Source organism: Bradyrhizobium sp. SZCCHNR1043, assembly GCF_032489675.1.
Taxonomy (GTDB): domain Bacteria; phylum Pseudomonadota; class Alphaproteobacteria; order Rhizobiales; family Xanthobacteraceae; genus Bradyrhizobium.
In genome coordinates this window covers 247,112-269,066 of record NZ_JAUEYN010000014.1, presented here as the reverse complement: position 1 = coordinate 269,066, position 21,955 = coordinate 247,112, and the positions used below count along the sequence as shown (strand labels likewise).

The 21,955-nt window shown below is 65.9% G+C and carries 18 protein-coding genes and 1 pseudogene; 7 read left to right on the top strand and 12 right to left on the bottom strand.

The genetic code is table 11. The features are described from left to right. Positions 1-123 precede the first annotated feature (123 nt). Positions 124-315 (bottom strand): DUF1192 domain-containing protein, encoded by a 192-nt coding sequence (locus QX039_RS24970; RefSeq protein ID WP_315713892.1) that lies wholly within the window; start codon positions 313-315, stop codon positions 124-126. A gap of 87 nt (positions 316-402) precedes the next feature. Between QX039_RS24970 and QX039_RS24965 the strand changes: the two genes are divergently transcribed. Beyond that, on the top strand, positions 403-1,401 hold the full coding sequence (locus tag QX039_RS24965) for an NAD(P)H-quinone oxidoreductase (RefSeq protein ID WP_315772573.1): 999 nt from the start codon (positions 403-405) through the stop codon (positions 1,399-1,401). A 169-nt stretch (positions 1,402-1,570) separates the two neighbouring features. Beyond that, entirely contained in the window at positions 1,571-4,450 is a 2,880-nt protein-coding gene (locus QX039_RS24960; protein ID WP_315734456.1) for an EAL domain-containing protein, read from the top strand. 164 nt (positions 4,451-4,614) lie between these two features. Here the strand turns inward: QX039_RS24960 and QX039_RS24955 are convergent, their stop codons facing one another. Beyond that, complete coding sequence (locus QX039_RS24955) at positions 4,615-5,094, bottom strand: MarR family winged helix-turn-helix transcriptional regulator (protein ID WP_315734458.1); 480 nt, start codon at positions 5,092-5,094, stop codon at positions 4,615-4,617. 300 nt (positions 5,095-5,394) lie between these two features. Between QX039_RS24955 and QX039_RS24950 the strand changes: the two genes are divergently transcribed. Continuing rightward, entirely contained in the window at positions 5,395-7,251 is a 1,857-nt protein-coding gene (locus QX039_RS24950) for a feruloyl-CoA synthase (protein WP_315734460.1), read from the top strand. A gap of 148 nt (positions 7,252-7,399) precedes the next feature. Next, a complete protein-coding gene (locus tag QX039_RS24945; protein ID WP_315734462.1) occupies positions 7,400-7,855 on the top strand; it encodes a PilZ domain-containing protein in 456 nt (151 codons plus the stop codon). 16 nt (positions 7,856-7,871) lie between these two features. Here the strand turns inward: QX039_RS24945 and QX039_RS24940 are convergent, their stop codons facing one another. From QX039_RS24940 to QX039_RS24910, 7 genes and pseudogenes are all read right to left on the bottom strand, one after another. Next, positions 7,872-8,870, bottom strand: coding sequence for a dipeptide ABC transporter ATP-binding protein (locus QX039_RS24940; protein WP_315734464.1), 999 nt, complete (start codon positions 8,868-8,870; stop codon positions 7,872-7,874). After that, positions 8,870-9,868, bottom strand: a complete 999-nt coding sequence (locus QX039_RS24935; RefSeq protein ID WP_315734467.1) for an ABC transporter ATP-binding protein — start codon at positions 9,866-9,868, stop codon at positions 8,870-8,872. Before QX039_RS24935 ends, QX039_RS24940 begins: the two co-directional genes overlap by 1 nt. Beyond that, positions 9,868-10,809: an ABC transporter permease gene (locus QX039_RS24930; protein WP_315734470.1), complete on the bottom strand. Its 942-nt coding sequence runs from the start codon at positions 10,807-10,809 to the stop codon at positions 9,868-9,870. Before QX039_RS24930 ends, QX039_RS24935 begins: the two co-directional genes overlap by 1 nt. Further along, positions 10,775-11,734 carry an ABC transporter permease gene (locus tag QX039_RS24925; RefSeq protein WP_315734473.1) on the bottom strand — a complete coding sequence of 320 codons (960 nt, stop codon included), beginning with the start codon at positions 11,732-11,734 and terminating at the stop codon, positions 10,775-10,777. The genes QX039_RS24930 and QX039_RS24925 overlap by 35 nt, the downstream gene beginning before the upstream one ends. Positions 11,735-11,777: 43 nt before the next feature. Then, complete coding sequence (locus QX039_RS24920; protein WP_315772575.1) at positions 11,778-13,571, bottom strand: peptide ABC transporter substrate-binding protein; 1,794 nt, start codon at positions 13,569-13,571, stop codon at positions 11,778-11,780. A gap of 270 nt (positions 13,572-13,841) precedes the next feature. Then, positions 13,842-14,242: pseudogene (locus QX039_RS24915) on the bottom strand (peptide ABC transporter substrate-binding protein); the annotation flags it as partial. A 54-nt stretch (positions 14,243-14,296) separates the two neighbouring features. Beyond that, positions 14,297-14,554, bottom strand: coding sequence for a hypothetical protein (locus QX039_RS24910; protein ID WP_315734477.1), 258 nt, complete (start codon positions 14,552-14,554; stop codon positions 14,297-14,299). Between the two features lie 142 nt (positions 14,555-14,696). Between QX039_RS24910 and QX039_RS24905 the strand changes: the two genes are divergently transcribed. Continuing rightward, entirely contained in the window at positions 14,697-16,205 is a 1,509-nt protein-coding gene (locus QX039_RS24905; protein WP_315772577.1) for a diguanylate cyclase, read from the top strand. 46 nt (positions 16,206-16,251) lie between these two features. Here QX039_RS24905 and QX039_RS24900 read toward each other — a convergent pair whose 3' ends face one another. Next, on the bottom strand, positions 16,252-17,133 hold the full coding sequence (locus QX039_RS24900; RefSeq protein ID WP_315734482.1) for a UTP--glucose-1-phosphate uridylyltransferase: 882 nt from the start codon (positions 17,131-17,133) through the stop codon (positions 16,252-16,254). A gap of 219 nt (positions 17,134-17,352) precedes the next feature. Here QX039_RS24900 and QX039_RS24895 point away from each other — a divergent pair, with 219 nt between their 5' ends. Next, positions 17,353-18,747 (top strand): lytic murein transglycosylase, encoded by a 1,395-nt coding sequence (locus QX039_RS24895; RefSeq protein ID WP_315734484.1) that lies wholly within the window; start codon positions 17,353-17,355, stop codon positions 18,745-18,747. Between the two features lie 139 nt (positions 18,748-18,886). Then, complete coding sequence (locus QX039_RS24890; RefSeq protein WP_315734486.1) at positions 18,887-20,635, top strand: DUF459 domain-containing protein; 1,749 nt, start codon at positions 18,887-18,889, stop codon at positions 20,633-20,635. A gap of 138 nt (positions 20,636-20,773) precedes the next feature. Here the strand turns inward: QX039_RS24890 and QX039_RS24885 are convergent, their stop codons facing one another. Then, positions 20,774-21,145, bottom strand: coding sequence for a CsbD family protein (locus tag QX039_RS24885; protein WP_315734489.1), 372 nt, complete (start codon positions 21,143-21,145; stop codon positions 20,774-20,776). Positions 21,146-21,219: 74 nt separating this feature from the next. Further along, the gene (locus QX039_RS24880; protein ID WP_315734491.1) at positions 21,220-21,954 is read right to left on the bottom strand and encodes an SDR family oxidoreductase; all 735 of its coding nucleotides are present in this window, start codon (positions 21,952-21,954) and stop codon (positions 21,220-21,222) included. Position 21,955 lies beyond the last annotated feature (1 nt).

Sequence of the window (21,955 nt, the reverse complement as noted above, 5' to 3'; positions counted from 1 at the left end):
GTCCAAACGAGGACGGTTTCGGTTGTAAACGCGAAAGCTTAATCAACCGTAAATGGCGAAAATTTTTCAATCTTCGTTAGCCATGTCGGCCACTGGCCGACCGTGTTTCTACGGCCGCGAGGTTCACGACTTGAAGATGCTGGCGGCGGCATCACGCGAGGCGCGCTTTTTCGCCACCGCCTGCTCGATGCGCTCGATCTCGGCGCGGAGCAGCGCCACCCGGCTGGTCAGCTCCTCGACCGACAGCATCGACAGATCCTGCCCGATCTCGTGCGAAACGGCCTTGCGCGGCCGATCGTCGTCCTCGTTCGCCATCTCACCCTCCTCCCGGTTGCCAGCCATGCCCCGGCTGGCTTAAGCACGCGGCAGCACCCGCTTTCAGCCCTCGCCGAAGGATTTCTCATGGAACAGCTGCCCGCGCAAATGACCGTGGTCGCCATCAGCCAGCCGGGCGGACCCGAGGTGCTCAAGCCGGAAACCCGGCCCGTGCCCAAGCCCGGCCCCGGCGAGATCCTGATCAAGGTGAAGGCCGCCGGCGTTAACCGTCCCGACGTCGCCCAGCGCTCCGGGGGCTATCCGCCGCCGCCCGGCGCCAGCGACCTGCCGGGGCTGGAAGTGGCCGGGGAGGTCGTGGCCCTCGGCGAGGGCGCCGTCCGGCACAAGCTCGGCGACACCGTGATGTCCCTGGTCGCCGGCGGCGGCTACGCGCAATATTGCATCGCACAAGATGCGCAGGCGATGGCGGTCCCCTCCGCGCTCTCAATTCTGGAAGCCGGCGCTCTGCCCGAGACCCTGATGACGGTCTGGCACAACGTGTTCGAGCGCGGCGGCCTCAAGCAGGGCGAGACCCTGCTGGTCCATGGCGGCTCTTCCGGCATCGGCACCATGGCGATTCAGCTCGGCAAGGCGTTCGGCGCCAAGGTGCTGGTCACCGTCGGCTCGCAGGACAAGGCCGACGCCTGCGTCAAGCTCGGCGCCATCAGAGCCGTCAACTACAAGACCGAGGATTTCGTCGCCGTGGTCAAGGAGGCGACCGGCGGCAAGGGCGCCAACGTCATCCTCGACATGGTCGGCGGCGACTATATCGAGCGCAACTACGACGCCGCGGCGACCGATGGCCGCATCGTCCAGATCGCCTTCCTGGGTAGCCCGAAGGCGACCGTCAATTTCGTCAAGCTGATGGTCAAGCGCCTGACCCATACCGGATCCACGCTGCGCCCGCGCAGCAACGCCGACAAGGCGGCGATGGTGGCGGCGATCGAGGCCAAGGTGATGCCGTTCCTGCGCGAGGGCCGCATCAAGCCGCTGATGGACTCGACCTTTCCCCTCGTCGACGCAGCGAAAGCGCACGCACGCATGGAGACGAGCCAACATATTGGCAAAATTGTGTTGGAAATCTAGGTGCAGTCTAAACAGAGCGTGTTTGGAAACTCTTTGATTTTCCTCGCTTTCGTGCCAATGATCGCGCACATCTGAACCGTGCCTGGAACGGCTCCAATTAGCCCGGCGACGACCTCTTTCGATTTGGCTTGTTTCGCTTTGAATTGGTGTCGAACGCGGAGATTTGACATTGCGTCTGATCAGGTGCCTCGCGTCGTTGGCGGCGCTGGGCCTCGTGATGTGTGGTGCCGCTGCCCCCGCTCAGGCCGTTGACGCCGTCAGCGTTCGCAGCGACGCGCCTGCGATCGACCTCACGGGCATCCTCGATCATCAGCGCAGCGAGAACGACCGCATCCAGGTCTCGACCGCGCCCGGCACCGACGGCATCGTCCGCCGCATCGAGGTGCGGGCGCGCGAGGGCGGCCAGAACTGGATCGTGTTCGCACTGGCCAACAACACCGACGACCAGCTCGATCGCCTGATCGTGGCACCGCACTACCGCGTGGTCGGCTCCGGCGTGCTGTGGCCCGATCTCGGCCTGTCGCGCATCGCCACCATCACGCCCTCGGTCGGCGACCTGCCGGAGCGGCAGGAGAGCCCGACCGCCGACGTCTTCCGCGTCACCCTCGATCCCGGCTCGGTCGTCACCTTCGTGGCCGAGCTGCGCACGGACAAGCTGCCGCAGCTCTATCTGTGGGAGCCCGAGGCCTACAAGGACAAGGTCAACTCGTTCACGCTGTACCAGGGCATCGTGATCGGCATCTCCGGGCTTCTCGCGCTCGTGCTCACGATCCTGTTCGTGGTCAAGGGCAGCATCATGTTCCCGGCGGCCGCGGCGCTGGCCTGGGCGGTGCTGGTCTATATCGGCGTCGACTTCGGCTTCTGGGGCAAGGTCCTGGACATGTCGAACAATGCCGAGCGCGTCTGGCGCGCCGCTGGCGAGGCGATCCTGGCGGCGACCCTGCTGGTGTTCCTGTTCGCCTATCTCAATCTGTCGCGCTGGCACGTCCGCTATTCGCACATCACGCTGGGCTGGCTATTTTTCCTGGGCTCGCTGGTCGCCGTAGCGCTGTTCGACCCGGCGGTGGCCTCGGGCATTGCGCGGATGTCGCTGCTCTTGATCGCCGTGCTCGGCTTCGCGCTGATCGTCTATCTCTCCAGCCACGGCTTCGACCGCGCGGTGCTGCTGATCCCGACCTGGTTCCTGCTCACGGTGTGGGTCGCCGCCGCCGGCATGACGGTCGCAGGTCAGGTCACCAACGACATCGTCGGCCCGGCCCTGCTCGGCGGCCTCGTGCTGATCGTGATGCTGATCGGCTTCACCGTGATGCAGCACGCCTTCGCCGGCGGCGGCGCCACCACCGGCATCGTCTCCGACGTCGAGCGCCGCGCGCTGGCCCTGGCCGGCTCCGGCGACCTGATCTGGGACTGGGACGTCTCCGCCGACAAGGTGTTCACCAGCCCGGAGACCGAGAGCCTGCTCGGCCTGAAGCGCGGCACGCTGGAAGGCCCGGCCGCGAAATGGCTCGAGGTGCTGCATCCGCTCGATCAGGACCGCTTCCGCGCCGCGCTCGACAGTGTCCTCGACCAACGCCGCGGCCGCCTGGTGCAGGACTTCCGGCTGCGCACGCCCGACGGCCATTTCATGTGGTTCGCGCTGAAGGCGCGCCCCGTGGTCGGCTCGGACGGCGAGGTCTCGCGCGTGGTCGGCACGCTCACCGACGTGACCGAGTTCAAGAATGCCGAGGAGCGCCTGCTCCACGATTCCGTGCACGACAATCTGACCGGCCTGCCCAACCGCAAGCTGTTCATCGACCGTCTCGCCGCCGTCGCCAATTTCGCCAAGTCGATGCCGGCGATGCGGCCGACCCTGATGGTGATCGATCTCGACCGCTTCAAGCAGGTCAACGACTCTGTCGGCATCGCGGTCGGCGATTCCATCCTGCTGACCCTGGCGCGGCGGCTGTCGCGCATCCTCAAGCCCCAGGATACGTTGGCCCGGCTCGCAGGCGATCAGTTCGGCCTGATCCTGCTGTCCGAGCAGGACCCCGCCCGCATCACCGCCTTCGCCGAGACCATCCGCAAGACCATCCGCGCGCCGATCGCCTTCAACGAGCGCGAGATCTTCCTGACCGCCTCGATCGGCCTTGCTCTGTCCGACCCGCAGACGCAGCTGTCGGAGGACATCATCAAGGATGCGGAGCTTGCGATGTATCACTCCAAGCGCATCGGCGGCGACCGCATCGACGTCTACAAGCCGGCGATGCGGGCGCGCAAGAACGACCGCCTGACCTTGGAGAGCGAGCTGCGCCGCTCGATCGAGCGCCAGGAGATCACGATCCTGTACCAGCCGATCGTGCGGCTGGAGGATCGCTCGATCGCCGGCTTCGAGGCCTTGGCGCGCTGGGATCATCCGAAGCTCGGGCGGATGTCACCGATCGAGTTCATCACCATCGCCGAGGAGATCGGCCTGATCGTCGATCTCGGCACCTTCGTACTCGACCAGACCGCGCGCCAGCTCTCGGTGTGGCAGCGCGCGACGCGGCTGCGCGAGCCGATCTTCGCCAGCGTCAACGTCTCCTCGCGCCAGCTCCTGCGCCACGACCTGATCCACGACATCCGCTCGGTGCTGGCCCGCTCCTCGGTCGCGCGCGGCTCGCTCAAGATCGAGCTGACGGAATCGCTGGTGATGGAGAACCCGGAGCACGCCGCGCAGATGCTGACGCGCATCCGCGAGCTCGGCGTCGGCCTGTCGATCGACGATTTCGGCACCGGCCATTCCTCGCTCGCCTATCTGCAGCGCTTCCCGTTCGACACCTTGAAGATCGACCAGTCGTTCGTGCGCACCACCGCGCGCGGCACGCGGCCGGTGATCCTCAAATCGATCATCGCGCTGGCGCACGATCTCGGCATGGACGTGGTGGCGGAAGGCGCGGAGACCGACTCCGATGCCGTCGAGCTCTATCAGCTCGGCTGCGAATACGCCCAGGGCTACGCCTTCGGCGAGCCGATGGACGCCGACGCCGCGATGCGGCTTCTCACGGAAGAGCGGCTGGAAGCGGCGAGCTGAGAGCTGCAATGCATCCAGCATGGCAGCAGCCTCAGGATGCATCTTTCATTTTGCTTCGTTTGAGGTAGAGTTACCGCGGTACCGCGTAAAGGGTGCCGTGTGAGTGATGACCAATGCGTGCTTGCGGGGCAGAAGGCTCGCGACATGGCCCGTTCGCGACGAGCCTAGTCCGTCTCGAACTGCGACAGCGCCGTGAGCGCGCGGCGATAATTGTCGCCCCCGAGCCGGCGTGCCACCCGCTTCTCGTGCGCGGCGACCAGTGCATTGGCCTTCTTGAGAATCATGCGGCCACGCGGCGTCAGGCCGAGCGCATGGGCCCTGCGGTCGTGCTCGGAGCGTTCGCGCACGATCAGCCCGGCCTGCTGCAGGTCGTCGAGCAGCGCGACCATGCGCGCGCGCTCGATGCCCAGCGCGCCCGCGATCGCGATCTGCGTGGCGCCGGGATTGGCCGCGATCGTCTCCAGGATCGAATAGAGGATGACGTCGAGGTCGACGGCCGCGAGCGCGGCGTTGACGTCGCGGAAGATCCAGTGCTGCAGGCGGCGGACGAAATAGCCGAGATGGCTCTCGAGCTCACCGAGACCGATCCCGGAAACCCGGCTGGCTGAGTCTCGCTGCGCTCCGGCGCTCGCGCTCTTGGGCATGCTGGCTCGCTGACATGAAGCATCCCTGCCTAGACCGATGCCGTCGCAAGGGCAAGCCGCCGCAATTGGTCACATCCACAATAATTGCAAAATACAACCATTCTGTTAGTCTCGCGATCAACGACTACAACATGGGAGGGAGACGCATGCCGTCATTCATGGCGACGGCTGCCTGCATTGCGACCGCAATGCGGCGGCACATTGCACCCGATCGCAGCGCCTGTTGCGCAGCATTCTCCTTCCCCACTCCCTCCCGCATTGCATCGTCCGCAATCACGGCCCGCAGCGCGGAGACGCGCCATGGTTGATGCAGAACGCCGCCCATCCGGGCCTGCGATGTTCGCCGAGCCGTCGATCGAGGCCGTCAGGCGTGACGACGGCGCGATCATCCTGCGCTCGCGCATGCCGTTGCAGCCGGCCGCGCGATGCACCGGCGAATGGCTGGAGCATTGGGGCCACCATTTCCCGGATCGCACGTTCCTGGCCGAACGCCGTGGCGACAACTGGACCTGGCTGACCTACGGCGAAACATTGATGCAGGTCCGCGCCGCCGCGGCCTGGATGCTCGCGCAGGGCCTTGGTCCGGAGCGTCCGCTCGCGATCCTGTCCGACAACAGCATCGCCCATGCCGTGCTGGCGCTCGCAGCGCAGCATGTCGGCATCCCCGTCTGCGCGATCTCGCCGGCCTATTCGCTGATGTCGACGGATCACGAGAAGCTGCGCGCGATGATCCGTCTGCTCGATCCGGGCGCCATCTTCGTCGCGCAGCGCGAGCCGTTCGCGCGCGCGCTCGCGGCCGTCGACGGCCTGCATCGGGCAACGATCATTGCCGGCGACGGCGATGGAACGAGCGCGGTGCCGCTGCAGACCCTGCTCGCGACGAAGCCCGGCGCCGAGGTCGACCGCGCCTTCGCCGCGGTCACGCCGGACACGGTGGCCAAGCTGCTGTTCACCTCCGGCTCGACCGGGCAGCCGAAAGCGGTGATCAACACGCACCGGATGCTGACCATGAGCCAGCAGGCCAAGGCGCAGTTGTGGACCTTCCTGCGCGAGGTCGAGGGCGGCCCCGTCATCGTCGACTGGCTGCCATGGAGTCACACCTTCGGCGCCAACCACAATTTCAACCTGGTGCTGAGCCACGGCGGGTCGATCTACATCGACGGCGGCAAGCCGGCGCCCGGCCTGTTCGAGACCTCGCTCGCCAATCTACGCAGCCTGGTGCCGACGATCTATTTCAACGTGCCGCGCGGCTTCGACATGCTGGTCGCGGCACTCAGGGCCGATGACGATCTGCGCCGCAGATTTTTCTCTGGCGTCAGGTGCATCCTCTATGCGGCCGCGGCCCTGCCGCAAAATCTGTGGGATGCGCTCAACGAGATGAGCCGGGCCACGATCGGCCGTCCTGCACCGCTGGTGTCGGCGTGGGGCGCCACCGAGACATCGCCGCTCGCGACCGACTGCCACTTCTTCGCCGAGCGCGCCGGCAACATCGGCGTGCCGATCCCCGGCACCGAACTCAAGCTGGTGCCGACCGGCGAGAAGCTCGAGGTCCGCGTGCGCGGGCCGAACGTGATGCCGGGCTATTGGAAGGCGCCCGAGCTCACGGCCGCGGCTTTCGACGAGGAGGGCTTCTACAAGATCGGCGACGCCGTGAAGCTCGCAGATCCCGAGCATCCGGAGCGCGGCCTGTTCTTCGACGGCCGCATCACCGAGGATTTCAAGCTCAGCTCCGGGACATGGGTGAACGTCGGCGCGCTGCGCATTGCCGGCATCGCGGCGTTGGCGCCGTTGGCGCAGGATATCGTGATCGCAGGCCACGGCACCGACGAGGTGCACTTTCTCATCGTGCCCAACATCGCAGCGTGCCGCGGCGCCGCTGGGCTGACCGAGACGGCCCCGGCCAGCGACGTTCTGGCGCATCCATCGGTGCGCACTGCCATCGCGCGAGGATTGGCCAAGCTTCGCACTGAGGCGGTCGGCTCGTCGCGCTATGCGACCCGTGCGCTATTGATGGCGGAGCCGCCCTTGCTCGATGCCGGCGAGATCACTGACAAGGGCTATGTCAACCAGCGCGCGGTGCTCACCCGCCGCGCTGATCTGGTCGCACGACTGAAGGATGAAACCGCGACCGAGCTGATCAGGCCTGACATGTCCTGACCCAGAACTACGCAACTACTCAACACTCACAAAATGGCGTCCGTACAACTACGGAAACGCCCCCGCGCGTACGGCAACTAGTTGCCATCCGCACTTAACCGGGCATCAACTGCGAATCCTTAAAATGGCTCGCATCTAGATTCCTCACATGTCCGGACCGCCCCATGGCTCAGTTGAGGTCTCTCGCGAGGCCAGCGAGGCCGGCCGGCGCTCGACCGACATCCGCGACGGCTCGACTGTTGTCGCCGACAAGGTGCAGCGACTGCGCACCGAACTGGTGCGGGTGATCCGGACCTCGACTGCCGACGTCGATCGCCGGCTGTCGACGCGGCTCAACATCAACCGCCAGGGCACGCTGCAGGTGAATGGCGAAGCGATCCCTGTCACCGTGCGCAACCTCTCGCTCGGCGGCGCCCTGCTCGAAGCCGTTCCGGTTCGTCTGACGATCAACACGTCGGTGACGCTTGCCATCACCGGCATGGTGTCCGATCTGCCGGGGACCCTGACCCGCGTCGGCGACCGCACCGTGTTGGTCCAGTTCGCACTGAACCCAGAGCAATCGGTGCGGCTGACGGCGCTGGTCTCGAACCGTCAGGCGGCGTAACGCGCCGCCCCCTGCCTCAACGGAAATGGCAGGCGACGAGATGCCCCTCGGCGCTTGCCTTCAATGGCGGCACTTCCTTGCTGCAGACGTCCTTGGCGATCGGGCAGCGGGTGTGAAAGTGACAGCCCGATGGTGGATTGATCGGGCTCGGCACCTCGCCCTTGAGCCGCACGCGCTTGCGCTTGACGCTCGGATCCGGGATCGGCACCGCCGACAGCAGCGCCTCGGTGTAGGGATGCTTCGGCGTCGAATAGAGCTGGCGTGACGGCGCGGTCTCGACAATGCGGCCAAGATACATCACCGCGACGCGGCGACTGATGTGCTCGACGACCGAGAGGTCGTGGGCGACGAACAGATAGGCGATGCCGAACTTCTGCTGCAGATCCTCGAGCAGGTTGATGACCTGGGCCTGGATCGACACGTCGAGCGCCGATACCGGCTCGTCGCAGATGATCAGCTTGGGCTCGACCGCGATGGCCCGCGCAATGCCGATGCGCTGGCGCTGGCCGCCGGAGAACTCATGCGGATAGCGCGTCATGTGGTCGGCCTGCAGGCCGACGGTCTCCAGGAGATGAACGATGCGCGCCTCATATTGCTGGCGTGAGGTCGCCAGCCCATGGATCGTCAGCGCCTCGCCGATGATGGCGCCGATGGTCATGCGCGGATTGAGCGAGGCGTAGGGATCCTGGAAGATGATCTGGATGTCGCGGCGCAACGCGCGCAGCCTGTCGCCGGACAGCGCGATGACGTCCCTGCCCTCGAAGCTCAGCTCGCCCGAGCTCGGCTCGATCAGCCTGAGCACGCAGCGCCCGGTGGTCGACTTGCCGCAGCCGGACTCGCCGACGAGGCCGAAGGTCTCGCTCGGCTCGATGTGGAAGTTGACGCCGTCGACCGCGCGCACGCTGCCGATCTGGCGCTTCAATAGTCCACCGCGGATCGGAAACGCCTTGGTCAGGTTGCGCACGCTGAGCAGCGGCGCGGGGGCGGCGGGCGTGGCAATCGCAGCTTCGGTCATCACAGCAATGTCTCTTCGGCGCGGATGCACGCCACCTTGTGGCCGGGCTCGATCTCGCGCAGCTCCGGCTGCGCGCGCTTGCAATCGGGAATGGCGAAGCGGCAGCGGGAAGCGAAGCGGCAGCCCTCCGGCGGATTGACCAGCTTCGGCACGCTGCCGGGGATGCTCTCCAGCCGGCTCTTCCTGACCGCCGCGAGATCGATACGCGGGATCGAGCGGATCAGGCCCTGGGTATAGGGATGGCGCGGATTGGCGAACAGGCGATCGACCGGCGCCTCCTCCGCTACCCGGCCGGCATACATCACCACGACCCGCTGGGCGACCTCGGCCACCACGCCCATCGCGTGGGTGATCAGCATGATCGACATGCCGAGCCGCTCCTTCATATCGAGCAGCAGATCGAGGATCTGCGCCTGGATCGTGACGTCGAGGGCGGTCGTCGGCTCGTCGGCGATCAGGAGCTTGGGATTGCACGACAGCGCCATCGCAATCATCACGCGCTGGCGCATGCCGCCAGAGAAATGATGCGGATAGTCGTTCACGCGGGCTTTCGGATTGGGGATCTGCACCAGCGCCAGCATCTCGGCCGCCCGATCCATCGCCGCCTTCTTCGACAAGCCCTGATGCAGCCGGATCACCTCGGCGATCTGGTCGCCGACGGTGTAGACCGGGTTGAGCGAGGTCATCGGCTCCTGGAACACGATCGCGATCTCGCTGGCGCGGATCTTGTTCATCTCGGACGAGCCGAGCGGTATCAGGTCACGGCCCCGCCACAGGATCTGGCCGCCGGCGATGCGACCGGGCGGCATCGCGATCAGCTTCAGCACCGACATGGCCGTCACGGTCTTGCCGGAGCCGGACTCGCCGACCACGCACAGGGTCTCGCCGCTGCCGATCGAGATGTCGACGCCGTCGACGGCCTGGACCTCGCCCTCGTCGCTGTTGAAATAGGTCTTCAGCCCCTTGATCTCGAGGAGCGGAGCTACGCGGGCATCCATCACATCACCTTCCGCGGATCGAGCGCATCACGCAGGCCGTCGCCGATGAAGTTGATCGCGATCACGGTAAGGAAGATCGCGCCGCCGGCGAACAGCGCCCAATGCGGCGCGATGTCGAGATAGTCCTTGGCGTCGAACAGCAGCCGGCCCCAGGTCGGAATGTCCGGCGGGAAGCCGAGACCGAGGAACGACAGCGTCGACTCCGCGATGATCGCCGCCGCGACGTCGATGGTGCCGGCGACGATCACCGGCCCCAGCGCGTTCGGCAGGATGTGGCGGACGACGAGACGGGCGTTGGAGGCGCCGAGCGCGCGCGCCGCCTCGACAAACTCCTTCTCGCGCAGCGACAGGAACTGCGCGCGGACCAGACGCGCCACATGCATCCAGCGAAAGCCGCCGATCACGAGCACGATGAGCACGAAGACGCCGCCTTCCGGGCCGAGCCAGCCCTTCAGGAAATCGCGGAACAAATAGATGATCAGGAGCAGCAGCGGCAGCTGCGGCAGCGACAGGAACAGATCGGTCAGCCACATCAGCGCGGCATCCACCGGTCCCTTGGCCGAGCCGGCGATCGCACCGACGAGAATGCCGACGAACAGCGCCACGCCCATCGCGGCAAAGCCGACCGCAAGCGAGATGCGGCCGCCATAGATCATGCGCGCCAGCAGATCCTGGCCGAGATCGTCCGTGCCGAACGGATGCTCCCAGGACGGCGGCGCGAGGCGTGCCGTGAAGTCGATCTCGTTGATCGGAATCCGCCACAGCCACGGGCCGAGCAGGATCGAGAGCGCGAGCAGCAGCAGCACGACGATGCTGGCGGCCGCGAGGCGGTGACGGAGGAAGCGGCGGAGCGCGTCGCGGCCCGGCGAGAAACGCCGTTTGGGCGATGCGGCGACCGGCGCCGTCTCAACGGAAGGAGATGCGTGGGTCAAGCCAGCCATACAGAATGTCTGCGATGAGGTTGAAGAGGACGACGAGGCAGGCGAACACGAAGGTCACCGCCATGATGACCGGCGTATCGTTGGCGAGGATCGCGCTGATCAGGAGCGAGCCGATGCCGGGAATGCGGAAGATCTGCTCGGTGACGATGGCGCCGCCGAACACCGTCGGCATCTGCAGCGCCACCAACGTCACCACCGGGATCAGCGCATTGCGCACGACGTGCTTGACGATCACCTTGCGCTCGTCGAGACCCTTGGAACGCGCGGTCGTGACGTAGTCGAGCTTGATGACGTCGAGCACGGCGGAGCGGACATAGCGCGTATAGGATGCCGCCTGGTAGAGGCCGAGCACCGTGACCGGCATGATCGCCTGCTTGATGCTCTCCCACCACCATTGCCATCCGGTAGCGCTGAGGTCGGCGCGATAGACGAACGGCAGCCAGCCGAGATTGACGCTGAAGATCAGGATCAGCAACAGGCCGGTGAAGAAGGTCGGCAGCGAGAAGCCGATGAAGGCGAAGGTGTTGGCGATCTGGTCGAAGATCGAATAGGGCCGCCGCGCCGCGAGCACGCCCACCGGCAGCGCCACCGCCAGCGCCAGGATCTGCGCGGTGCCGACCACGTAGAGCGTGGTCGGTATCCGCTGCAGGATCAGCGTGTCGACGTTGACGCGACTGGCGAAGGAGAAGCCCCAGTCGCCCTGGAACATGGCGACCAGCCAGTGGACATAGCGCAACAGCACGGGATCGTTCATCCCGAACTTGATGCGCAGCGCCTCGCGCACCTCGGGCGGCACGTTCGGGTTGCTCGCGAGCTCGCCGAATGGATCGCCCGGTGCCAGCGCGAGCAGCACGAACAGAATGAGACTGATGCCGAGCAGGCTCGGCACAGCGACGATGAGGCGCCTGAGAAGATAGTTTCCCATCGCTTCACCCCTACGATGTCTGGCTGGTCATGCTGGCCGCGCGTCAGCTCGCCCGATACCAGGTGGCGATGAACGCCAGATCGTTGTCCCAGCCGCTCTTGTACAGCACCATGCCGTTCTTCACGCCGATCGCATTGAGCCGGTTGATCTCCGGCAGGACGTAGTTGTCGCGCACGACGAGATCGTTGAGCTTAATGAACAGCGCGGCGCGCTTGACCGGATCGAGCTCGCTCTGGGCCAGCTTGTAGGTCTCGTCATACTCCTTGTTCTGCCAGCGGCAGATGTTGCGGCCCTGCCACTTGTTCTCCTTGGTCGCGGCCTCGGTGGACACGAACTGGTTCATGAAGAACTGCGGATCCGCCTGCGGCATCGTGGTCTGATACATCTGCATGTCGCAGTAGAAATGCGAGTAGGTGTCGGGGTTCGCGACGTCCGAGGAGAAGAACACCGACGCGACCACCGACTTCAGCTCGACCTCGATGCCGGCCTTCTGGAACGCCTGCTTGATGATCGCCTGGTTCTTCTGGCGCGGGCCGTTGATCGAGGTCTGGAATACGAATTTGAGCGGCTTGCCGTCCTTCTCGCGGATGCCGGAGGCGCCCTTCTTCCAGCCGGCCGCATCGAGGATCTGGCTGGCCTTTTCGATCGAGAACTCGAAGCTGTTGTTCTTCGAACGGAAGCGTTCGGGATTGTTGAGGAAGTTCGGCGTCGCGACGCCGGCGCGTCCATAGATGAACTTCTGCACCGACGCACGGTCGATCAGCAGATTGATCGCCTTGCGCACCTCGGGATCGGAGAACAGCGGGTGCTTGGTCTTCAGGCTGGCGCGCTCGCCGTCGACCTCGACATTGGGATCGGTGACGTTGAGGCCGATATATTCGATGTTGCCGGTCAGCGTCAGCTCGGTCTTGCCCTGGCCGCCCGCCTCGAGCTTGGTCAGGATCTCGTCCTCGACCTGCAGATTGTAGGCGTAGTCGTATTCACCGGTCTGCAGCACCGCGCGCGCAGCGGAGACGGCATCGCCGCCGCCCTTGATCTCGACCGTGTCGAAATAGGGCTGCGTCGGCACGTGATAGTCCGGGAAGCGCTTGCCGGCGACGGTGTCGCCCGGCTTGAAGTCCACGAACATGTAGGGACCGGTACCGACCGGCTTCAGGTTCGCCGGCGCCTCGCGCGACTTCGCGCCGATATAATCCGCAAAGTGATGCTTGGGGATGATGCAGCCGAACGAGGCGACGAAGGCATCGGCCCAGAACGGCGTCGGCTGCGGAAAGATCAGCTTCACGGTCAGATCGTCGATCTTCTCGATCGACTTGACGTTCTTGTAGCTGCCGATCGAGACCGCCGAGGTCTCGGGGTTGTTGGCGTATTCCCAATTGAAGATGACGTCGTCGGCGGTGAACGGCTTGCCGTCGTGCCATTTGACGCCCTTTTTCAGCTTCCAGGTCACCGACAAACCGTCGGCCGCAAGACCGCCATTCTCCTTGCTCGGAATCTCCGCGGCGAGAATCGGCACCAGATTGCCGTCCTTGTCCCATCCGGCCAGCGGTTCGTAGAACAGGCGGCTGGCCTCCTGGTCCTTGGTGCCGATGGCGAAATGCGGATTGAGCAGCGTCGGCGCCTGCCAGAGCAGCAGCTTGAGCGGACCGCCGCCACCGGCCTTGGTCGGCTTGTAGGCGATGGCTTGGGCGGCCACGGCGACGCCGGAATGGGCGAGCATCGCGCCGGCCATCGGCGCGGTCAGCCCCACGGCAATCATCCGCTGCACAAATTCGCGCCGTGACAGGCGTCCTGCTTTGACATCAGCGATCTGGCTACGGAGGTCACGCTCGTTCATCAATCGACTCCAAAGGTGGTGCTGAATGCCAAAAAACGCGTCCCCGTCTTTGCATCGATCGGGAACTGCATAAAATTGGATCAGCCTTCGAAGCGACTGTCAAAGCAGAATCCGGGCCAATTCCGCAATAAAGAACGGATCGATTGTCGCACTTCGCAGATGCGGAAAGATTGACTGCGAGTCACATCCCGGAAAATGGAACTACGTCGCTAGCGACGGTCGCCACACACCGGAATGTTCTGCTTCGGCATGAACGCTCTCGATGTGCGCTCAGCTCTCGCGACACCAGTTCGGCAACTGCCAGAGGTCGTTGTCCCATTCCGAGGAACGGCTCTACAAACCTTTGCGGATGCCGCTGACGCGCGTACCCGGCGACACCATCGTGATCATCAGCATCTCCATGTCGCAGTAGACGTGCGTGTAGGTGTCGGAATTGGCGACGTCGCTGGAGAAGAACGCCGATCCACCACCGACTTCGGCTCGAGCTCGATGGCCGCCTTCTGGCAGGCCTGCGTGACGATGACATGATTCTTCGGCCGCGGGACGTTGGTGGAGGTCTGGACTACGAGCTTGAGCGGCTTGCCGCCCTTTTCGCGAATGCCGCTCGCGCCCTCCTTCCAGCCGGCGTTCTCCAAAATCTCGATCGCCTCGTCGACGTTGAACTCGAAGCGAGTCACCGCCCAGAAAGCAGGATGCAAGCCAATTGCCACGGGCACGGATGCAGCTCAGCGCTCCGGCTTCAGCTTGCGGAAGCGGACGCCCTTGCCATCCGGCAGCCGGGTCGCGACATAGCCTGCCGCCAGGCAGGCCTCGCGCTGCGGCATTTTCTCCTGCGGGCTCCGCAGGCTGTCCCACCACGAGGCGCGCTGCGCGGCGCGCGGCAGGCTGTCGCCGATCAACTCCTCGATCTCGTCGAGGCTGAGCACCAGCTCGGGGCGGGTCTGCCGCTTGAGATAGTCTCGAAGCGCATCATAGTCCGGCAAGTCTCGACTCCATCGTACCAGCGCGTGTGCGGCCGCCTTGACGACAGGCGCGGCAAACGCAACGACTCGTTAATCTAACATGCGTTACTTCGGCTTTATCCGTCAGTCTACGGACGGGACTCCACGGGGACGGGACGATCCGATGCGCTGGAAACGCCGAACGGGCCGGGCGACGCAGCCTTGGCGGGTCTCGGCGCGCACGCTGATCACCTGCTCCATCTCGACCATCATCGGTTTCTCCGCCATCTGCGCCAGCGTCATGATCGACCTGCGCCGGAGCGAGGAGGTCCGCGCCCGGCAGGCGCTGGAGAACATGGCCGCCAGCATCGGCGCCGACATCAGCCGCAACGTCGAGCTCTACGATCTCTCGCTGCGGGCGGTGGCCAGCAACATGTTGCTGCCCGAAATCAACGAGGTCAGCAAGCCGGTCCGCCAACTGATCCTGTTCGACCGTTCGTCCACCGCGAAGAATTTCGGCACCATCCAGGTGTTCGATGCCCGCGGACGGCTGTCGCTCGAGTCGTCGACGCTCGACCCGGTGCCGGAGGACCGCAGCGACGCCGATTTCTTCCAGGTGCATCGCGACCGGCCCGACACCGGACTCTATGTCGGGCGGCCCGCCCAGCATCATGGCCAATATTCCATCGTTCTCAGCCGCCGCATCTCGACGCCGGACGGGCGCTTCGCCGGCGTCGTCGCCGGCTCGATCCGCCTCGGCTATTTCCGCGACCTGTTCGCACGGCTCACGCTCGGGTCGGGCGACAACATCACGGTGCTCCGGCGCGACGGCACCGTCGTCGTCGGCGCGCCGTTCGATTCCGCCGCGATCGGCCGCAATCTGGCGCGGGCGCCGGCCGTGACCCGCGCGCTCACCGAGCCGTCCGGCTGGTCGAGCAGCTATGGCGCACTGGACGATCTGCCGCGGCTGCTGGTCTGGCGCAACGGCAATGAGACGCTGGTCGTGATCGCCAGCAAGTCGTGGGACAGCGTCTACGCGTACTGGCGCAATGAGGCTGCAGAGATCGGGGCGATGATGCTGGCGCTGATCGTGTTCGTCCTGGCCGCGACGCAGGTCGCCGCGCGCGAGATCCAGCTCCGGGCGAAGATCGAATCCAGGCTGGAGCAGCTCGCGACCACGGATCCGCTGACGGGCCTGAAGAATCGGCGCAAGTTCGACGAGACGATCGAGCTCGAATGGTGGCGGGCGCAGCGCACCGGCGCGCCGCTGGGGCTGCTGATGATCGATGCCGATCACTTCAAGAGCTACAACGACACCCATGGGCACCAGGCCGGCGATCAGGTGCTGGTCGGCATTGCCGTGTGCATCTCCGATTCGGTGCGGCGCGCCGGCGACTGCGCCGCGCGCTATGGCGGCGAGGAGTTCGCGGTGCTGCTGCCGGGGACCTCGGAAGCGGATGCGCTGCGCGTCGCGGAGACGATCCGCAGCAAGGTCAAGCTGTGGGCGGGAGAAGCGTGCACCACCTCGATCAGCATCGGCGCCGCCAGCGTCACGCCGTCGCGCGACACCGATTGGAGCGGCCTGCTGAACGCCGCCGACCGCGCCCTCTACATGGCCAAGGCCGCGGGCCGTAACCGCTGCGCCAGCGCAGTGGTGCGTCACCCGTCACCCGCGGCCTCGCTGGCGGCGTGATGCCGCCAACCGCCTCGAAGGCGCGGCATTTCTCGCCGGCTTGGCCTCAGCCCTTGCCTTCGAGATAGCGCTTCATGTCCTCGCGCAGGCCATCGCGCAGGTCGGCCCGCGCCATGCCGAAGGCGATGTTGGCGCGCAGGAAGCCGGACTTCGAGCCGCAATCGTGCCGCTCGCCGTCGAAATCCACGCCATAGAATTTCTGTGTCTTCGACAATCCGATCATCGCGTCGGTGAGCTGGATCTCGCCGCCGGCGCCGCGCTCCTGCGTCGCCAGGATCTGGAAGATCTCAGGCTGCAGGATGTAGCGCCCGGTGATCGAGAAGTTCGACGGCGCGGTGCCCTTGGCCGGCTTCTCGACCATGCCGTCGACCTCGAAGATCTTGCCGTCGCGCTTGCCGACGCCGCAGATGCCGTATTGATGGGTCTGGTCGGCGGGCACTTCCTGCACCGCCAGCACGTTGCTCTTCTCCGGAAGCTTGCTCGCCGCCGCGATCATCTGCGCCAGGCACCCCGGCGAGTTCAGCACCAGCTCGTCCGGCAGCACCACCGCGAACGGCTCGTCACCGACGATGTCGCGCGCGCACCACACGGCATGGCCGAGGCCGAGCGGCGCCTGCTGACGGGTGAAGCTGACCGCGCCGGCCTCCGGCTGGTCGCGCGCCAGGATCTCGATCTCGGTCTTCTTGCCGCGCGCCGCGAGCGTCGCGTCGAGCTCGTACATGCGGTCGAAATGATCCTCGATCGCGGTCTTGTTGCGCCCGGTCACGAACACGAAATGCTCGATGCCCGCCTCCTTGGCTTCGTCGAAGACGTATTGAATGAGAGGCCTGTCGACGATCGTCAGCATTTCCTTCGGCATCGCCTTGGTGGCGGGAAGGACGCGGGTGCCGAGACCGGCGACCGGAAAAACGGCTTTGCGGATCTTCATGGGGATGACTAGACCTTGTGGCGATATGAATGCGAAATCGATCGCATTTTAGGTAGCTCGTTTGCAGCCGAGAACAAAGGCGGATGTTGGGTCCAGTGTTCCGCTCGACACGAACCGAACGGCTAAATTTCGCTGCGGAAATCGTTAACCTTGTTAATCTCCCGTTAAGCAGGACCGGGCCTCGTGGAGCCCGATCTTCCATGCGATCTGGATCGAGACATGATGCGACGGAACGTGATGCTGACAGCTCTGAAGGCCGGTGCTGGCGCGGCGGTTCTGGTCACGGCGTTGACGGTGGTGTCTGGTTCCGCTGTCGCGCAATCCGGCGGCGGGCCGCTGAACTTTCTCGACGGCCTGTTCACGGGCACCCCGACCAAGGGCAACCCCGCCCCCAACCAGCCTCCCGCCGCCGGCGGGCCGCAGCCGTGGAGCGGCGAGGACGGCGCCTCCGGCCATCCGCTGATGACGGCGGCCGCGATCCGCGAAGCCGCCGGCAATTTCGACAATTGCGTCGCCGGCATGTGGCCAGATGCCGCACGGCGCAACATCACGCAGGACAATTTCCAGCGCTTCACCGCCGGCCTGTCGCCGGACCTGCGCATCATGGACCTGCTCGACGCGCAGCCCGAATTCACCAAGTCGATCTGGGACTATCTCGACATCCTGGTGAACGACAACCGGCTGGCGAAAGGCCGCGAGGTGCTGGCGACGTACAAGCCGCAGTTCGATGCGGCCGAGCGCGCCTATGGCGTCGACCGTTACATTATCGCTTCGATCTGGGGCATCGAGTCCAACTACTCGACCCAGATCGGCGACCGCAGCGTGCTTCAGTCGACCGCGACGCTCGCCTGCATCGGCCGCCGCCAGGCCTATTTCAAGGACGAGTTCCTCTCCGCCCTGGAGATCCTCAATCGCGGCGATTTGCGCCCCGAGCAGATGCGCGGCTCGTGGGCAGGCGCCTTCGGCCCGACCCAGTTCATGCCGACCGCGTTCAAGCGCTTCGCCGTCGATGCCGACGGCGATGGCCGCCGCGACGTCGTCGACAATCCGGCCGACCTGATCGCCTCGACCGCCAACAATCTGAAGAAGGACGGCTGGCAGAGCGGCCAGAGCTGGGGCTACGAGGTCGTGGTGCCCCAGGGCTTCAACTACATGCTCGCTGACCGCGCCAAGAGCATGAGCTTCGGCCAGTGGGAACAGCTCGGCCTGCGGCGAGCCAACGGTCAGCCGTTCCCGGCCAGCGCCGAAAAGGCCTATCTGCTGGCACCGGCCGGCGCCCAGGGCCCCGGCTTCCTGATGCTGCAGAACTTCCGCGTCATCATGAAATACAACCCGGCGGAAGCCTATGCGCTGGCGATTGGCCACTTCGCCGACCGTCTGCGGGGCGGACCGCCGTTCGTTCAGTCCTGGCCGCGCGAGGAACGAACGCTGTCGCGCGGCGAGCGGCTGGAGCTGCAGCAATTGCTCGCCGAGCGCGGATTTTACCGCGGAACGCCGGACGGCCAGTTCGGTGGCCAGACGCGCGAGGCGCTGCGGAACTTCCAGGCCTCGATCGGGGCGCCGGCGGACGGATTTGCCACCTCGGACGTGCTCGAACGGCTGCGGGCGCGCTGATCACAGCCCAATCTGCCCTGCCGGTAACCGTGTGGGGCGATTGCCGATGCCATCAACACCATCCGGTGAATGCCCGTTTGCGGCCTGATTCGCGTCCTATTATATGGATTGTCACGATCTCGCCGCGCGACGGGTGCGCATGTCAAAGCTGAAGTCCATCCTCAAGCTGTTGAACGAGCCCGGCCCGCTGGTCGTGCTGGCGGTCGTCATCGCCATGCTCGTCGGCATCGCCGGCCCCGCCTCGGCCCAGTTCTTCAACTTCAACCCGTTCGCCTCGCCCCGCCCGGCGCCGCGCGGCGGTGGAGGTGGCGGAGGTTGGTTCGGCGGCGACTTCTTTACTCCGTTCCCGCAGCAACAGCCGAAGAGGGTGATCCAGGACTATTCCAAGGCGCCGCCGCCGGAGAAGCGTGACGGCGCGCCGGACCGCTATGTGCTGGTGCTCGGCGACGCCATGGCCGACTGGCTCGCCTATGGCCTGGAAGAGGCCTATTCCGAGCAGCCCGACATGGGCGTGACCCGCAAGATCAGGACCACTTCGGGCCTCATCAAGTACCAGCCCAAGGGCGAGCCGGCCGACTGGGCCGCCGCCGCCAAGGGCATCCTGGCGACCGAGCGCGCCGACGCCATCGTCATCATGCTCGGCCTCAACGACCGCATCTCGCTGCGCGAGCCCGCGATGGAGAAGACCGAGAAGCCCGACGACAAGAAGGGCGACAAGGCCAAGAAGGATGCCAAGGCCAAGCCGGGTGAGACAAAGCCCGGTGAGGCCAAGCCGGGCGAAGCCAAGCCGGATGGCAAGGCCGACACGGCGGCCAAGCCCGACGACAAGGCTGCCGATACCGATCTGCCGCAGGACGAGGCCGACAACGACACGCCTGTGGTCGCGGCACCGGAGAAGGCCGCCCGCTCGCCAGGCGGCCTCTATGAGTTCCGGGACGAGCGCTGGGTCGAGCTGTATACGAAGAAGATCGAGGAGATGATCGCGATCGCCAAGAGCAAGGGCGTGCCCGTGCTCTGGGTCGGCCTGCCCGCGGTTCGCGGTCCCAAGGGCACGGCGGACACGCTGTTCCTCGACTCGCTGTATCGCGATGCGGCCGGCAAGGCCGGCATCACCTATGTCGACGTCTGGGATGGCTTTGTCGACGAGTCCGGCCGCTTCCTGCAGAAGGGGCCGGACTTCGAAGGCCAGATCCGGCAGCTGCGCTCCTATGACGGCGTCTATTTCACCAAGCCGGGCGCACGCAAGCTCGCCCACTATGCCGAGCGTGAGATCAACCGGCTGCTCGCGGCCCGTTCCGCGCCGCTCGAATTGCCGAACGAGCCGGCGACGCCGGACGCCAATGCCGTGCCCGGCCAGCCGGCGCCGCGGCCGGTCGCCGGCCCGATCCTGCCACTGGTGGCGTCATCCGTCGGCACCGACCAGTTGCTGGGCGGCCCCGGCTCCCGACCTGCGGCGGTCGATGCGCTGGCGGCCCGGACCCTGGTCAAGGGCGAGGCGTTGAGCCCGCCCGCCGGCCGCGCCGACGATTTCGCCTGGCCCCGCCGCGAGGTTGGGCGCGAGCAGGCCAAGGAGCCGCCGAAGGAGTTCACCCGGCCGGAGGCGCCAATGGCCGCGACCTCGCCGGCGGAAGCAACTCCGGCCGCGCAGGGACCGGTGCCGCCGCAGCCGAGGCAGAAGCGGCTGACCACGCCGGCGGCGCCCGCTCAGCAGCCGCCAGCCCAAACGCAGCAGCCGAATCAGGGCGTCCGCGACTTCTTTGGCTTCGGCGCGCCTCAGCAGCAACAGCAGCCGGCGCGGCCGCCCGCCGCGCGCAATCCGAACGCGCCGCCGCGGCCGCCAGGATTGGTCGGCCGCTCGGCAGCAGCGCTGGAGACCCAGGGCCGCTGATCGTGACCGCATTTCGGCGCTGGGGGCGATCGACGCGGATCATTCCGGAACAAGATGACCATGACAAATCGGCCCGCATTCGAGAACGAATGCGGGCCGATTTTCATCTGATCGTCCGTCAGCGGGGCTGTTGCAGCCTCAGTAGCGCCAGCGCTGCGGCGGCTGCGGCCGGCTCGGCGAGCGCATCAGCATCGCCAGCAGGAAGCCGATGCCGCCGGCGACCAGGAGTGCACCTATCGGATTGTTCTGAACCCGCTTGGTCAGGGCCTGCGTGCCGTCACGGAGCGTTTCGGAGCCGTTGCCGAACGTATCCTTGGCGAAATCCATCGCCGCATCGCCGGCCTCGCGCGCCGCGTCCTTGGCCTGGCCATACATGTTCTGCACGACGCCCGAAGCCTCGCGTGCACGGCCCGACGCCTGCGTGCTCTTGTCGCCCAACATCTCGCCGACGCCGCCTTCGATCTTGCCTGCGACATCCTTGGCCGTACCGGTCAGCCGATCCTGATCCATTGCCGCTCTCCTTCTCTGCATTGTGCGGGATTGCTGGCCTGCTAACCGGCCAGCACGGCGCAGGTTCCGGACCACTACAAAATCAGGCCGCCGTCGACGACGAGGGTCTGGCCGATGATGTAGGACGACAGCGGCGAGGCCAGGAACAGCGCCGCACCGGCCATGTCCTGCGGCGTGCCCAACCGCCGCAGCGGGATGCGCTGCAGCGCGCTCTCGAGACGCTTCGGATTGGCGGTCGTCACCTTGGTCATCTTGGTGTCGACGAGACCGGGCGCGATCCCGTTGACGCGGATGCCGTCCTCCGCCCACGCCTCCGCCAGGGTTCGCGTCAATCCCATCGCACCGGTCTTCGAGGCGTTGTAGGCCGGGTTGCCCATGGTGGAATGATAGGCCGCGGTCGACGAGACGATGATGAGCGCGCCCTTGGCATCGCGCAGCCGGCCGTGAAATTTCGTCGCACAGGCCATCAGGCTGATGAGGTTGACCTCGACCACCTTGCGGAAGCCGTCCATGGCGAACTCGCCGCGCCGGTAGAGCACCGCGCCTTGCGCCAGCACGAGCACGTCGAGACGATCGAGTTGCGGTGCGAAGCTCTCGATCGCGCCGGGATCGCTCACATCGAGCTGATGGTAGTTCAACCCCACGAGATCGGAGCCCTCGTCTGCGGCATAATCGGCAGCACTCGGTCGCGTGCCGCTGATATCGACGCGCGCGCCCTGCGCGCGAAACGCCTGCGCAATGCCGTTGCCGATGCCGCTCGAGCCGCCGATCACCAGCACCGAGCGTCCCGTGAAATCGAGCGCGTTCATC

Excerpts from the sequence above, each read along its gene's own strand:
- QX039_RS24880 (WP_315734491.1), bottom strand. The coding sequence starts at position 21,954 with ATGAACGCGCTCGATTTCACGGGACGCTCGGTGCTGGTGATCGGCGGC.
- QX039_RS24965 (WP_315772573.1), top strand. The coding sequence starts at position 403 with ATGGAACAGCTGCCCGCGCAAATGACCGTGGTCGCCATCAGCCAGCCG.
- QX039_RS24885 (WP_315734489.1), bottom strand. The coding sequence starts at position 21,145 with ATGGATCAGGATCGGCTGACCGGTACGGCCAAGGATGTCGCAGGCAAG.
- QX039_RS24895 (WP_315734484.1), top strand. The coding sequence starts at position 17,353 with ATGATGCGACGGAACGTGATGCTGACAGCTCTGAAGGCCGGTGCTGGC.
- QX039_RS24940 (WP_315734464.1), bottom strand. The coding sequence starts at position 8,870 with ATGACCGAAGCTGCGATTGCCACGCCCGCCGCCCCCGCGCCGCTGCTC.
- QX039_RS24890 (WP_315734486.1), top strand. The coding sequence starts at position 18,887 with ATGTCAAAGCTGAAGTCCATCCTCAAGCTGTTGAACGAGCCCGGCCCG.
- QX039_RS24925 (WP_315734473.1), bottom strand. The coding sequence starts at position 11,734 with ATGGGAAACTATCTTCTCAGGCGCCTCATCGTCGCTGTGCCGAGCCTG.
- QX039_RS24935 (WP_315734467.1), bottom strand. The coding sequence starts at position 9,868 with ATGGATGCCCGCGTAGCTCCGCTCCTCGAGATCAAGGGGCTGAAGACC.
- QX039_RS24905 (WP_315772577.1), top strand. The coding sequence starts at position 14,697 with ATGCGCTGGAAACGCCGAACGGGCCGGGCGACGCAGCCTTGGCGGGTC.
- QX039_RS24930 (WP_315734470.1), bottom strand. The coding sequence starts at position 10,809 with ATGGCTGGCTTGACCCACGCATCTCCTTCCGTTGAGACGGCGCCGGTC.
- QX039_RS24920 (WP_315772575.1), bottom strand. The coding sequence starts at position 13,571 with ATGAACGAGCGTGACCTCCGTAGCCAGATCGCTGATGTCAAAGCAGGA.
- QX039_RS24950 (WP_315734460.1), top strand. The coding sequence starts at position 5,395 with ATGGTTGATGCAGAACGCCGCCCATCCGGGCCTGCGATGTTCGCCGAG.
- QX039_RS24970 (WP_315713892.1), bottom strand. The coding sequence starts at position 315 with ATGGCGAACGAGGACGACGATCGGCCGCGCAAGGCCGTTTCGCACGAG.
- QX039_RS24955 (WP_315734458.1), bottom strand. The coding sequence starts at position 5,094 with ATGCCCAAGAGCGCGAGCGCCGGAGCGCAGCGAGACTCAGCCAGCCGG.
- QX039_RS24945 (WP_315734462.1), top strand. The coding sequence starts at position 7,400 with ATGTCCGGACCGCCCCATGGCTCAGTTGAGGTCTCTCGCGAGGCCAGC.
- QX039_RS24900 (WP_315734482.1), bottom strand. The coding sequence starts at position 17,133 with ATGAAGATCCGCAAAGCCGTTTTTCCGGTCGCCGGTCTCGGCACCCGC.